Origin of the sequence: Streptomyces roseofulvus (assembly GCF_039534915.1) — a bacterium.
Classification (GTDB): Bacteria; Actinomycetota; Actinomycetes; order Streptomycetales; family Streptomycetaceae; genus Streptomyces; species Streptomyces roseofulvus.
On sequence record NZ_BAAAWE010000001.1, the window covers coordinates 6,493,264 to 6,506,072 of the forward strand.

Sequence of the window (12,809 nt, forward strand, 5' to 3'; positions counted from 1 at the left end):
GGTGGGCGCTCCGGCAAAGACGAGTCATCCCGAACCGAATCGGTAGTCAAAGGCGGCGGGCACCACGCTGTGGCTGTGTCCGCCCGTCTGAAGCTGAGCGAGCACGAGCCCCGCAGGCGGACGACGGCGGGGGTCCGGAGCGTCCACGGAGAGGCGGCCACGAGACGGCGGACACCCGCCCCGGCGGGTGGTGGGTGTGTCCGCTCACCCGAGCGGAGCGAGGGTCTGGGGTACCCGGGTTGGGCGGACACGGACGGTTACGGCTGAAGGGGGGGAGGCGAAGGGGGGGAGAAGGGGGGGAGGGGGGGAGACCCCCACGCGGATTTTCTCCCCCCCCTATACCCCCTCTAGAGTGGGTAAATTAGGACAAACTAAATTTCAAAATCGTGTGGTAGGTAACCCCCCCTAAGGAGCAAAACCGCAGGTCGGAAGGGGGGGAGGTGGGAGCGACCCTCCCCCCTTCAGCGCGCATGGGGTCTCCCCCCCCTCCCCCCCTTCTCCCCCCCTTCGTCTCCCCCCTTAGCCGTGGTGACGCTCCGTATAGAAATCGAGTGGTGCGGTTACTCACGTGCAGCGCGCTCCCGTGGCCGGAGGCCCCCTTGGGGCGCGCCGCCGGACGCGTGGGCGGACACGAAGAAGCCCCCGGTACGAATCTCGTACCGGGGGCTTCCCAGGGTCACGCCGCTACTCGGCGGTGTCCGCCTTCAACTGGTACCGGGCACCGCCACGGGGGCCCTCCTCGGCCGCTTCGAACAGACCGGAGGCGGTCGCGTACCGCAACGCGCTCTCGAACAGACCCGACTTCCCGCCGGCGCCCCCGGAGCCGTTCCACAGCTTCAGGTCCGACGCCCCGTTGATCACGCTCTTCAGGTCCTTCGTGTTCACCGGGGCGCCATTGCGGAGGATCTTCTCCCGCATCCGGCGCGCCACCTGCCGGACCAGCGGCGGCACCGCGTTGTTGGAGAGCGCCCGAGCGTTCTCCGCCGCCGCCGCCCGGGACGCCATCCGGATGTTGTCCTCGCTCTGCTCCTGCCGCTCCTGCCACTGACCCCACGCGACCGCCACCCGCTTCGTCTCCTCGGAGACCGCCGAGAGGGCTAGGGCCAACTCCCAGTCCCCCTCCTCGATGACCAGGGAGCACCGCAGGAGCGCCGACTGGGCCGCCCGGCGGTACAGGTTCAGGGCGATGTGGGAGATCAGCGGGTCGTCCTGGTTGAGACCTCCGGCGAGTCCGAACGTGACCAGGCCGATCTCCGACTCCATGCGCGCGCACATCGTCATGCGGACCGGCTCCCCTCCCCGGGTCCAGTCGCTCGCGTCGCGAGCGAGGCCCAGGAGGAACGCGGACACCCTCCGGGCGGGCTCGGGAGGCTGCGGCATGGGGTTCTCCCGGACGTACGCCTCCGCCTTCACCATCTCCTCCCGGGAGACGCCCTGACCCGTGGCCAGGGCGCGCACGGTGTCGAGGAACCACTGGGGGCGCTTGGTCTGGAGGATCGGCGTGTACCCGAATCGCTGGGCGAGGCCGGTGGTGCGCGCCAGGGCCTGGCCGATGATCTCCGCCTGGAAGTACGCGTCCAGCCCGAGCCCGTAGCTCCCCTGCGGCACCGGGGGGCGGGCCGTCTTGTCGGACACGTCCGCCCGGAGTTCGTCCCCCACGAACGCGTCCAGGTACAGCGGCTGGAGGCCGGCGCCGTTGCTGGACGCCGACGCGGACTTGTTCAGGGCGCCGAGGAGGGATTCCCCCTCGGCGTAGGTGGCGTGCACGCGGGGGACGGGAACCGACACCGTTTCGAAGGTCTTCGCCGGGAGCCCGTCCGCGTCCAGCTTGGTCGGGTGCTCGCCCGTCACCACGCGAACCGTCCGCTGCATGTGGGAGACCAGCGTGGACCCCGTGGGCGGGGACACCCGGGTGAAGCCGTGGTCGTACGCCAGGGCCTCCTCCAGGGACTCGAAGTCGGTCCGGAGCTCCCGGGGGAGGAACGTCTCCGGGATGGGGAGGTACGCCTCCACGGCCCGGCGGGAGACGTTGGAGCCGGACCCGGAGAGGCCGACCAGCGCGTTGTAGGCGGTGAGCGCGAACGGCTGGCGGTTGGAGAACTGGCCCTGGACCCCGGGGCCGGCGAGGATCGCGGCCCAGTTCATGGCCAGCACCAGGAAGCCCTCGCGCTTCACGCCCTGGGAGTCTGCCGCCTGCGCCACCGGGGCCAGGTGCGGGAGGTCCCAGAACTCCTCCGGGATGGAGATCCCGGCGAGGCGGGCCAGGAGCTCGGCGCGCTCGGGATCGGTGCCCGCCTCCGTGTCGTCGTCCTCGGCGTCCAGCGGGAGGAGGAGTTCCTGGGGTGCGGGGTTCCTGCGGCCCTCCTGGAACTCCCGGCGGACCATTTCGATCTCCGCCGGGCTAAGGCCGTACTTGGCGCAGTTCCGGGCGAGGTCGGACCACGGACCGGTGAAGAGCCGGGCCGCCTTCAAGGCCGTTGCCAGGGTCTCCTCGCTGGAGCCCACGGCGCCCTCCTCCGGGGCGAGGATGTCCGTGTTGGCGCCGTCCCTCCACACGTCGCCCCCCGGTCGCGTGGCGGGCACCTGGGGTGCCTCCAGGGTCTCCAGCTCCTTGGCCACCCGGGCGAACTCCTCCGGGGTCCGTGTGGTGGCGGGCACCTCCACGCCGAACCCGGCGTACGCGTCGGCGCCGTCGCCGTCGTCCTCGGGGTTGACAGAGTCGTTTACAGAAGTCACCATGGGAATCACTTCGTTTCGTTCACGCCGTTGGTAGCGGCTGGACAGATCGGCCCTCGGGTTTCCGCCCCGGGGGCCGTTCGCGTTCTTCGATCTTTCTGGCGTACGGGGCGGTGCTCGCCCCCGCAACCCTCAACCCGAGGTTGAGACTTATCCACCCGTCAGGTCTGAACTCCCGAGCTGCGGGGTTCACTTGGGTGACGGGGTTGGATGGCGGGTTCCCGCCACTGGCGGAGGACTGCCGTCAGGTCCGCCTTCGCCTGCGGGAGCTCCGCCGCCTGGCGCTCTCTCGCGCCTCCTGCCTGGCCTCATCGCTGAGCGCGTACAGCTCAAGCACGCGGTGGGCGGCGGGGGCTACGGGGGTCGGCAGGGGTGCCGGCGCCTCCGGACGGGTCTTCGGGTACCACGTCTCGACCGCCTCGCGGATACCGCTCCGCGACTCCGCGAGGCGGTCGTCCCCGCCCCGAGGCAGGCGGCGCACGTAGTCGCTCAGACTCCGCCGGTCCGTGATCCGCACGGTGTCCGCCGATCGGACGATCCACCCCTTGCGTTCGAACTGACGAAGGATGCCCCGGAACTCCTCGGTCACTCGGTTGGACGGGTCGCCCGACGCGGACACCCGGACGGTCCCCTGGGGGAGAAGCGACCGCAGGCGGGCCCGATCCACCTCCCCCGAGGGGAGGACCGTCAGGGCGTACGCCACGGTGAACCGCAGGTGCGCAGCGGGCGGGCCGCTCACTTCATCTCCCTCGCGGCCACGGGCGGTCTCGCTCATTCCGGACTCTCCTTCGTGTGTGCTGGCCCCGGGAGCTGTGTCCCCGGGGCCTCTCTCGTGTCCGCCTACGCCGCGAGGCGCAGCGGGCGGGGGTTGGCGGTGTCCGCCGGGATCGCGCCCCGGAGGAGGACGGCCAGGCGGTCCCTGGTGGCGCCGGAGAACGGCGGGGCCTGGTCGGCCAGCTCGCGGGCGTGGGCCGCGATCCTGGCCCGGGTGGCGTCGTCCATCACCGGGCCGCCTGACGACCCTCGGGCAGCACACGGACCAGCGGGGCGAGGCCCTGGGCCAGGGTCGTGTTCCCGAGCGCCTGCGCCCACCGGTACAGGTTGTGGGTGCTGAGCGAGCCTGCGCCTCCCTCGAACCGCTCCAGTGACTTGCGGCTGATACCGGTCTGGGCGCAGACCTGTGCGGCGGAGATCCCGAGACGTTCGCGGGCGGCCCGCATCGGGGTGTCGGTCACGGGCTCGGGCATGGCAGACCTCCTGGTCAGGGCGGGTGGCCGGCCTCTCGGGGCGATCTCCCCGGGGCCTGCGTACAGTCCACCCGGGCTAGGTGATCAACTGGGCGCACGGGGCCCCGGTTGGCCGCCGTACCGGCCAATGACCTGCGGAAACGTCGCTACTTCACCTACGTGAAATCTCAACATGCGGGATTGTGGTCATAGTTGAGAGACGAGAGAGCCCCGCCGCCCGCCTCCGTGGGGGAGGGGCCGGCGGGGCTCGGGGCGGTGCGCGCCTACCGCGTCCGCGACTTCGCCGACGCGCGTCCGAAGACGGTGCGCGCGTGGGACTCGGCGGTGTGGTGGGTGTGGGTGCTCGCCCCGTTGTAGTGGTTCGTCACGACATTCACGGGCGGCGCTGCGGCGGCCACGTCCCTCGCGGCGCGCCCCATCGTCTTCACCAGGACGGCCCCGGCGAGGGCGAGCGCCACGGGACCGCCGGCGGCCACGGCGAGCGTGGACGCGGGCACGGTGCCGAGCGCGAGGAGGACGGCGGACGTCCCGGCCCCGGCGAGACCGACACCCGCCCCGGCGCACAGGCACAGGGTGGCAAGTTCGGTGGATCGGGCGGACATCGGCGCCCTCCCGGGCTGCGGGACCGGGGCGGCGCCGGTGGGCTTGGGCGGGCGGTCGTCGCGGTACGCGGTCTCGATGAGGCGGGCACTCTCGGCGGACTCGGCGGGGGTCAGTCCGGGGGTGGTCATGGCGGCGTCTCCTGGGGTCGTGGAGGGCCTGGCGGGAGGCGCCGGGCCCCGGGGTGGGGAGCACCCCTGGGAGCCCGTCACAGGGGCCCCCAGGGGTGGGAGAGGTAGGTTTTTCGCGGGCGCCTGATCAACCCGCGTTTCCGCAGGTCAGGCGCGTGGCCACCGAAGTGGCCACCACCCTGGCCACCACTGGTCAACTCCCGTGGCCAGGGTGGCCGGACGTGACGGGGTTGATCAGTGGTGGCCAGGGGTCGGCGGCCACCTTCAGGAGGTCGTACCGAGCGCCCGGCGGACCGTGGTGCGGCCCACGCCGAGCGCGTCGGCGATCGCCCCGGGGGACGCCTCCGGGTGCTCCTCGGCGTACGCGAGGATCCGCGCCTTCAGGTCGGCCGCGTCCGCCGCCGTGGCTGCCCGGCGGTCCTCGGCGGGCATGTCCGCCACGGCCTGGCGTCGCCGCTCGGCGAGCACCGCCGGCGCCTTCGACCGCCACGGCTCCGCGTCGGGGAGGGCGGCGATGTGGTCCCCGGTGACGTGCCAGAGCTGGACGGGCTCGGGCTCCGAGTCCATGTACTTGACCAGCGCCCGCCCCGGGATCCCCTTGCACAGCTCCGACGGGGACCAGCCCTTCCGGCCGGCCTCCTCGCCGAAGAGCATCCGGTCACCCTCGGCGCCCAGGGTGGTCAGGCCGACCGTGGCGCCCACGTTCTCCTTCACCAACTGGGGGATGCTGGTCCCCTTGGCGAGGTACTGGCTCGCCCAGTTGAACCACATACCGACCACGCGAGCCTCGCCGTACAGCGTCTCGGCAATGGAGGGCGCATCCTCGAACGGCTTGTACTTCTTCCCGCCCTCGGCCACCCGCTCGAACTCGGCCATGCGCTTCAGGGCGGCGCCCTCATCCAGCGTGATGAACAGCGTGGGGTACTCCTCGCTGGCCTCCCAGTACAGCCCGGGAAAGAGCGTCTGACGGTGCCGGAACTCGGCCAGGAGCTCCTTCAGGAGCGCGTAGATCTCCTCCCAGCGCTCCTCCGGGTCGGCCGCCTCGCCTGCGGTGCGCAGCTTGCCCGCCCACGCGACCGCCTCCGCCCGCTTGGGGTCGATGACGATGCCCGCCCGGAGCGGGTCGGCCACGGTGCGCATCAACTGAATCCGGGCGTACGCGGACTTGCCCATGTTGGTGCGCCCTCCGGTCATGGAGTGCACGCCCTCCACGGGGATGTCGAAGACCTCGCCCGTGGACACGACCACGCCGATGCCCGGCTTCCCCGGGGCCCACTCGGTGGACATCCCGTCGGAGGCGGACCGGGTCCGGATGAGCACCGTGGCGGTGTCCCCGAGCGCTCCGGGGCCGATCTGCACCCGGGTGGCGGTCGGGACCGACGCGAGCGCGCGGACCTGACCCTCCTGGGCAGCCAGCTTGGCGGGGTCCCACCGCCCGTTCAGGCGCAGCTCCAGGACGATGCCGGAGTCAGTCAGCCGGCACGACACCACGGAGGTGCCGTCCAGGCCCCGCTCCGGCGCCGTGTCCGCCCAGCGCCCTGGGGTCAGGGCGTACATCAGGGCCGTCTCGGCGCCCGTCTCGTCACCTCGCAGCACCGGGGTGTACGAAAGCCCGTGGTGGACCTGCGGGGCGGGCACGGCGGCCGTGAGGGCCACGTGAACCCGGATCTGTTCGAGCTGCGCCCGGTGGAGCTGCGCCGCCGCCCTGTACTGCTCCGTCAGGACGGCCGCCTCCCGGCGCTGCGCCTCCGCCGCGAGGATCCGAACCTCCGCCTCCGGCTTCTTCCGCCCGTTGGCGTAGGCGATCCGGGCGCCCCCGGACGCGGCGGCGCCGAGGACCCACCCCGTGAACGCGAGCCACGGCGAGGACGCGGCAGACATGGCGAGCTGAAGGCCGAGGATCCCGGAACCGCACCCGGTGAGCACGGCCCCGTTGCCCCAGTGGTGCTTCAGGGAGGCGATTCCGAGGGCTCCGCCGCCGAGGAGGAGGGCGGCCGACGCGGCGCCGGTCCAGCCCTGGGAGTGCGCGGCGGACACCTCGCCGATCAGGAGGGCGAGGCTCGGGGTGCCGAGGGACACGCCGAGGGTCTGGATCCCCGTGCGGGAGACGACCCATTCGCGGGCCCTGGCCAGGAGGCTGCGGCGGCCCTGCGGGGCGGTGGGGACCGGGCCACCCGGGATGACGAGTCCCGACAGCGGCGGGAGCGGGGCCAGCGGGGTGACGGTGGACGAGAGGTCGTCCAGGGGGCTCGGGGGGAACGCGGGCTCGGCGGGCACCAGGCCGGCGGTCGTCGCGGTGTCCGCCTCCTCCTTGCCGAGGTTGCGGACTATCGAGTCGAACTGGGCGTTGAACATCCCGTCGTGCGACATGGGTTGATCTCTCTTCCGTGCGGTACGGTCATGGACTGCGGCGCCGGACGCCCTCAGTTCGAGTGAGGGCGGCCGGCGCCGTCTCGCGTGCGTCGTCTGGTCGGGTGTGGCCGCGAGGTGACCGTGGCGGTGCGGGCCCTGTGCGCTCCGGGGTGGTAGCCCCGTGGCACTGGGCGGGCGGTGCTACTCGGCGCCCGCCTCCTCGGCCTCCACGTCCTCGCGCAGCGCGTCCACCACGGCCTCCGTGGCGGCGGACTGGACGGTGGCCCACACGGGCTTCAGGCGAGCGTCGGCGGCCCCGTGGTCGGCCTCGCGCATGGCCGCCTTGAACGCGCTCCAGGTGCGGGGCTTCAGGGTGCGGTAGATCTCCCACCCCTTGGCCTCCAGCTCGGCCTCCGAGCGGGTGGCGGTGAAGCGGTGCGCGCCCTCCTCGGACCCGGTCCCCCGGGGCTCCGCCACCGTCTCCGCCACCGTGTCGACAGAGATAGCTGCGGGGTACATCGACCCGGAGCGCACAGGGGCCGCACCGGTGTCGGACCCGGTGGCGGAGAGCTCCGCGAGGAGCCCCCGGGAGGCGAACGCGTCGGCCCGCTCACCGTGCCGCCCGATCACTCGGGCGAGGCTCTTCTCACGCCCCGCCGCATCCTTCGTCCGGCGGGACTTACGGGCCGCCAGGTGCGCCTCCAGGGCCTCCTCCAGGGCGTCCGCGTCGGACTGGTCGGCGAGCATCGCCGCGACCTCCGCACGGGCGGTCAGCGTCCGCGTGAGGGCCAGGGACCGGGCGCCCTGGACCGCCTGCGCCTTGCGGTTGCGGTCGTTCGCCTGGAGCCCGGCGATCTGCGCGTCGGTGTCCGCGTCGGCGAGCGTCCCGGCGAACACCAGGCCCAGCGCGTGAACCGCGAGGGCGAGCACCGGGACCAGGGCCAGGGCGGGCATGGAGCCGTACCGGTGCACGCCGAGGACGGAGGCGCCGGCGCCGAGGGCGGACACGCCGAGGGCGGTGATGACGGCCGCCGTGGCGCGCTGGCGGACGGCGCTCGGGAGCTTGGCCAGCGCGCCGAGCCACACCGCGTCGAAGACGACGGCCACGGCGTATCCGACCCAGCGGGTCCAGGAGCTCCGGAGCTGGAGGCCGTCGGTGATGACGGGGCCGAGCTCCAGGGGGACGACCAGGAACGTGGCCGCGAGGAGGAGGAGGGAGACGAAGCGGAAGACGTCGGGGCGCTTGGGGTTCAGGCCCAGGTAGGCCAGGAACTTCATGGCGGGATTCCTTACTCGGGTGAATCGATTCTTCGGAGGTCACAGCCGGACCGGCGGGATGCCGGCCGACCGCATTTCGGAGATCTTGTTGGCCATCCACCGCCGGTCGCTCGGGGTGGAGGGGAGCCACACCAGGCGGTGGGCGCTCGGGTGACGGACCCGCAGGTGTCCGGCGCGCCCCAGGGTCACCTCGGCGCCGACGGCCTCCAGAGCGGCCACCAGGCGCTTCACGTCCCGGGTCACGCGGTACGCGCCGGCGGGTAGCGGTGCTGGTACCAGGCGCCCAGCGCGACGGCTCCGAGGGCGTACCAGGCCGTGGGGACGATGCCCGCGACGGTATGGACGCCCGATACGAACCACGCGACCGGGGACGCGAGGAGCGGGAAGAGCCCGGTGGCGAGGAGCCACAGGGCGACCACGGCGAGCGTGACAGCGAGCACCGGGCGGCGCAGGCGGGGCGTGGTGGTCTTCATGGCGGGTCTGGTCCTCTCGGGTAGGGAGGGGCCCGGCGGGAGCGCCGGGCCCCAGGGTTCGTACGGTGCTAGTGGCGGCCCTCGGCCGCCTCCATGGCACTGAGGGCCATGGAGCGCACCGTCTCCGCGAGGGTCAGGGCCTGGTCGTGGGCGTCGTCGGCGAGGGCCGCGTGGCACTTCGCCGCGTCGGTGCGGCCCAGGGCCTTCAGGACGTCCTCGGTGGGCCCGGAGAGGGCGCGGAGCCCGACCGACAGGGACTCCAGGAGGAGGGCCAGGTCCAGGGCCGTCACGGACGCCCGGTAGGCGTCCGGCCGCCGGGTGCCCGCGTCGGGGCTGCGGTCCGGTACCAGGGCGCCGACCAGGGCCGTGACGGCGGTCCGGGCGGCCATCACCTGGCGGAGCGCTTCGAAGTTGGGGTGTGGCTGCGGGGTGGTGGTGGCGGTCATGCGGTGTCCTTCCGGTGGGTTGGTCGGGGCCCGGCGGGAGTGCCGGGTCCCGGGTCTGTGGGGCGTCCTACGCGGCGAGCACGTCCAGGACGAAGGAGAGGAGCAACAGGAGGCAGGCGAGCCCGAGCGCCCCGTGGACGGTGGCGCGCTGCCTTGCGATGGCGGCCACGGCCAGCGGGGGCACGCTCGCGAGCGTGGCCACCATGGACGCGGCCGTCAGGGCGGTGTCGGCCATCAGCGGGCACCGCCGACCAGGGCGAGGCGGGCCGCCTTGTACTCCGGCTTACGCGGCTTGTACTGGGCGGCGGCCAGGGCGATCTCCGCCCGGGTGTAGCGGACGCAGGGGCGGGCGGGCACGCGCTTGGCGTACGAGACGCCGAGGGTGCCCGCCGTGACGATCCGGTCGGCGCACTTGCGGAGCGTCCCGCCGGCGGACCGGGCCGCCTTCGGTGCGAGCCCGGTGGCGATCAGGTGCGTCACGACGGTCTGAGGCCGGCGGGCGCAGCGGGCCGCCGCCCGGTTGGTGCGCCGCCGGTCGGCCAGCACGCGGCGGGCGGTGTGGCGGTCGCGGCGGTCGCGGCGGACACGCTCCAGCGTCCGGGTGAACAGCTCCCGGCCCGCCGTGGCGATCTCCTCGGGCACGACGACCTCCGGCTCGATGCCCTCGCACACCTGGTCATACGGGTTCACCGGGGCCATGGACGCCTCCAGGCGGGCCAGGTAGCCGTTCCACTTCGCCTCGCAGGACTTGCAACGGGGAACGGCGGACGCGGCGGAGACGAAGAGGGAGTCCTTGTGCCGGGCGATGGTGCCCCGGCACTCCGCCCGCAGGTGCTGGGCGGAGGTGTTGCCCTCGGCGTCCACCCAGGGCCGGGTGAAGGCGTGCATCAGCCGGCCGGTGTTCGCGAAGGCCCAGACGCGGGTGTCGGTGTCGGTGTCGGTGTTGTTCATGGGTGCTCCTCCGTGCAGGTGGGGCGGCCACCCCTCAGTGGCCGCGTGGGGAGCGCCGGCGGTTCGAGCGGCGGCGCTCCGAGTGCCCCGGGCCGGATTCGATCCGGCGCCCTCGCGGCGTGGATGCCGGGGCGGAACTGCGTGCCCGGGGGTGTCCGCCGGGCTTTGTTCTTCGACCGGGTCTTGCCATGGCGCCCGGTAGTCCCCGCCAGGTGACGGGCCGCCCGGGGAGCGGGGCTCCCTGGCGACAGACAGAACCGTACTACAGCGGTATCGAATTGGTCCACCCGGTACAGGACCGATTTTGAACTGGTCGTGCTACTGTTCTCGAACAGACCCAGTAGCGGACCAGGAGGAAATGGACATGAGCGGCACCGATGGAAGGACCGCACCGGGCTCCTTGGACCTGGCGGCGCTGTACCGCCGGCGGATCCTGAAGGGCGAGATGGCCCCGGGGGACCCCATGCCGACGCTGAAGGCGGCCACGGAGGAGCACGGCGTGGCGAAGGGGACCGTGGTCCGGGCGTACGACGTCCTGAAGCGCGAGGGCCTTATCCAGGCCCACCCCGGGCGGGGGACCGTGGTCGCCTCTCTCGGGCTCGCTGCGCCCGGCGGGGACCGCATCGAGCGTGTCCGCCGGGGCGGGAACGGGCTCCTCCCCGGGGAGACGTCCACCGAGCACCACGCCGGGGTCGTCTCCATCGATGACCGGGCCGTGGTGGAAGCGCTCGGTATCGACTTCCACGATGAGGTCGGCGTGCGGGAGCGGGTGTACGTCCGCGAGGGCGGTAAGCGGTACGAGTACGCCGTGTCGTACTACGGGGTGCGCGCCCGCGTCGCCGTCCCCGAGCTGGTGGAGGAGGGCGTCCTCCCGAGCCAGTGGCCGCAGATCTACGAGGAGCGCACCGGGCTCTCCGTGCACCGGCACGTCCGGTACGGGGCGCGCATCGCCACCCAGCACGAGATGCGCAAGTTCCACCAGTTCGCCGACCCGACGTCGGCCCGAGCGGTCCTGGTGGTGACCACGGAGTTCTCCGACGACGCGGGACCCCTCGCGGTGTGGGAGGACGTCTACGCCCCGGGCGAGACCATCCCCGGGCCGCCTCCCGCCGAGTGACCGCCCTGCCCCGAGCGGGCACGAGGAAGCCCCGGACCGCACTGCGGTACCGGGGCTGAGGTGGTGAAAGGCCCCGTCACGCAGGTGAGGCGGACGGGGCCGGTGTCAGAACCTGGTAGGAGGTAGTGACGTGAGTGATGGTACGCCGGTGAGACGGCGGAACCGTACCCCCGCTGAGACGGAGGAGGCGTTTCGGGCCCGCGTCGCGGAGGCCGGCGGCGAGGTCGTCGGCCCGTACGTGAACGCGCGCACCCCCGTGGAGCTCCGGTGTCGCGAGGGCCACGCGTGCTCGCCCCGACCGGACGGAGTTCTCCGGGGTCGGGGTCTGTGTCGTGCCTGCGTCGGCCAGGACCCGGCCGACGCGGAGCGCCGGTTCCGTGAGCGGGTCGCCGACCTCGGCGGCGAGGTGGTCGGGGAGTACCAGGGTGTAGACACCCCCGTATCCGTCCGCTGCGCCGAGGGCCACGTGCGCTCGCCATGGCCTGTCGGGGTCCTGCGCGGACAAGGGGTCTGCCGTACGTGCGTCGGCCAGGACCCGGCCGACGCGCAGCGCCGGTTCCGTGAGCGGGTCGCCGAGTTGGGCGGCGAGGTGGTGGGCCCGTACGCGGACACCAAGACTCCGGTGGAGCTGCGGTGCGCCGAGGGCCACCCGTGCTCGCCGACCCCAAGCAACGTCCTGCGGGGTAGCGGTCTCTGCAACCGGTGTCGGGGCAAGTCGTGGAACATCCTCTACGTCGTCCAAGACCCGAAGATCGGAACGGTCAAGTTCGGGGTGACCTCGGGCGACCCGGGGATCCGCCTGGACGTCCACCGCCGGGACAACCTGACCGAGGTCCACCGGCTCCGCGAAGCGCTCCCGAACACCGTGGCGCCCGACCTGGAGCGCGCCCTGAAGGCCGTCCTGCGGGCTCGCGGACACCGTCCCGTCCGAGGTGTGGAGTACTTCGCCCGGGAGGCCCTGGAGGACGTGCTCGCCGTCGTGGACGACCTCCTCTTGATCGCCTGATTGCAGTCCCTCCAGACCCCGACACCAGCCACACGGTGTCGGGGTCTGTCGTGTTCCCGCAGGTCAGCGCCCTATTAGAACCTAGCTCTCCGGGTATCTACGAGCACGCGTGCGTGCAGCCGCGGTACGGGTTCACGGTCCACTCGAACGGCATCCGTGAGGCGCCGGGGACCCGGTTGAGGATGGTGCGGGCCCGGACCTCGTGGAAGGTGATCCCGCGGAACTCGGGGGTGTCGAAGGTGCGGGTCGTGACCGCGTCCATGCCGAACAGGGCGGTGTCGGCGGGCGTGGGCGGGGTCTCGCCCAGGTGGTCCCAGCGCATGGACGCCTCCTCGATCGACTTCGTTCGTACGTTCGACTGCCGTGGACTCCAGAATAGAACATCTGTTCCCTTGATCGCCGCCACCCGGATTTCGCGCCCCGCGAGGCACGTGGTTCGCTTGGCCCACACCCCTGGAGAACCCATGACAGC

Annotated in this window: 13 protein-coding genes and 1 pseudogene; 2 read left to right on the plus strand and 12 right to left on the minus strand. The window is 72.7% G+C overall.

The genetic code is table 11. The annotated features are described in order from the left end of the window. Positions 1 to 684: 684 nt before the first annotated feature. The 11 genes from ABFY03_RS29895 to ABFY03_RS29945 all read right to left on the minus strand — a co-directional run bounded on the left by ABFY03_RS29895 (position 685) and on the right by ABFY03_RS29945 (position 10,214). Positions 685 to 2,739 (minus strand): hypothetical protein, encoded by a 2,055-nt coding sequence (locus ABFY03_RS29895; RefSeq protein WP_346171259.1) that lies wholly within the window; start codon positions 2,737 to 2,739, stop codon positions 685 to 687. Positions 2,740 to 3,576: 837 nt separating this feature from the next. Beyond that, positions 3,577 to 3,738, minus strand: coding sequence for a hypothetical protein (locus ABFY03_RS29900; RefSeq protein WP_346171260.1), 162 nt, complete (start codon positions 3,736 to 3,738; stop codon positions 3,577 to 3,579). Continuing rightward, complete coding sequence (locus ABFY03_RS29905) at positions 3,738 to 3,983, minus strand: helix-turn-helix domain-containing protein (RefSeq protein ID WP_346171261.1); 246 nt, start codon at positions 3,981 to 3,983, stop codon at positions 3,738 to 3,740. Before ABFY03_RS29905 ends, ABFY03_RS29900 begins: the two co-directional genes overlap by 1 nt. A 263-nt stretch (positions 3,984 to 4,246) precedes the next feature. Further along, positions 4,247 to 4,714, minus strand: coding sequence for a hypothetical protein (locus tag ABFY03_RS29910; RefSeq protein WP_346171262.1), 468 nt, complete (start codon positions 4,712 to 4,714; stop codon positions 4,247 to 4,249). 264 nt (positions 4,715 to 4,978) lie between these two features. After that, positions 4,979 to 7,084, minus strand: coding sequence for a hypothetical protein (locus ABFY03_RS29915; RefSeq protein ID WP_346171263.1), 2,106 nt, complete (start codon positions 7,082 to 7,084; stop codon positions 4,979 to 4,981). A gap of 183 nt (positions 7,085 to 7,267) precedes the next feature. Further along, on the minus strand, positions 7,268 to 8,344 hold the full coding sequence (locus ABFY03_RS29920) for a hypothetical protein (RefSeq protein ID WP_346171264.1): 1,077 nt from the start codon (positions 8,342 to 8,344) through the stop codon (positions 7,268 to 7,270). Positions 8,345 to 8,383: 39 nt separating this feature from the next. After that, a complete protein-coding gene (locus ABFY03_RS29925) occupies positions 8,384 to 8,587 on the minus strand; it encodes a hypothetical protein (RefSeq protein ID WP_346171265.1) in 204 nt (67 codons plus the stop codon). Further along, positions 8,584 to 8,817 carry a hypothetical protein gene (locus ABFY03_RS29930; protein ID WP_346171266.1) on the minus strand — a complete coding sequence of 78 codons (234 nt, stop codon included), beginning with the start codon at positions 8,815 to 8,817 and terminating at the stop codon, positions 8,584 to 8,586. Before ABFY03_RS29930 ends, ABFY03_RS29925 begins: the two co-directional genes overlap by 4 nt. Before the next feature lie 68 nt (positions 8,818 to 8,885). Continuing rightward, a complete protein-coding gene (locus tag ABFY03_RS29935) occupies positions 8,886 to 9,263 on the minus strand; it encodes a hypothetical protein (RefSeq protein ID WP_346171267.1) in 378 nt (125 codons plus the stop codon). A gap of 67 nt (positions 9,264 to 9,330) precedes the next feature. Next, positions 9,331 to 9,498: a hypothetical protein gene (locus ABFY03_RS29940; RefSeq protein WP_346171268.1), complete on the minus strand. Its 168-nt coding sequence runs from the start codon at positions 9,496 to 9,498 to the stop codon at positions 9,331 to 9,333. Continuing rightward, positions 9,498 to 10,214, minus strand: coding sequence for a hypothetical protein (locus tag ABFY03_RS29945; RefSeq protein WP_346171269.1), 717 nt, complete (start codon positions 10,212 to 10,214; stop codon positions 9,498 to 9,500). Before ABFY03_RS29945 ends, ABFY03_RS29940 begins: the two co-directional genes overlap by 1 nt. 364 nt (positions 10,215 to 10,578) lie before the next feature. Here ABFY03_RS29945 and ABFY03_RS29950 point away from each other — a divergent pair, with 364 nt between their 5' ends. Together ABFY03_RS29950 and ABFY03_RS29955 are read left to right on the plus strand one after the other, a co-directional pair. Then, entirely contained in the window at positions 10,579 to 11,331 is a 753-nt protein-coding gene (locus ABFY03_RS29950; protein WP_346171270.1) for a GntR family transcriptional regulator, read from the plus strand. Between the two features lie 466 nt (positions 11,332 to 11,797). Then, positions 11,798 to 12,337: a hypothetical protein gene (locus ABFY03_RS29955; protein ID WP_346171271.1), complete on the plus strand. Its 540-nt coding sequence runs from the start codon at positions 11,798 to 11,800 to the stop codon at positions 12,335 to 12,337. Between the two features lie 103 nt (positions 12,338 to 12,440). Here ABFY03_RS29955 and ABFY03_RS29960 read toward each other — a convergent pair. Then, a pseudogene (locus tag ABFY03_RS29960) lies at positions 12,441 to 12,659 on the minus strand (Rv2578c family radical SAM protein); the annotation flags it as partial. Positions 12,660 to 12,809 lie beyond the last annotated feature (150 nt).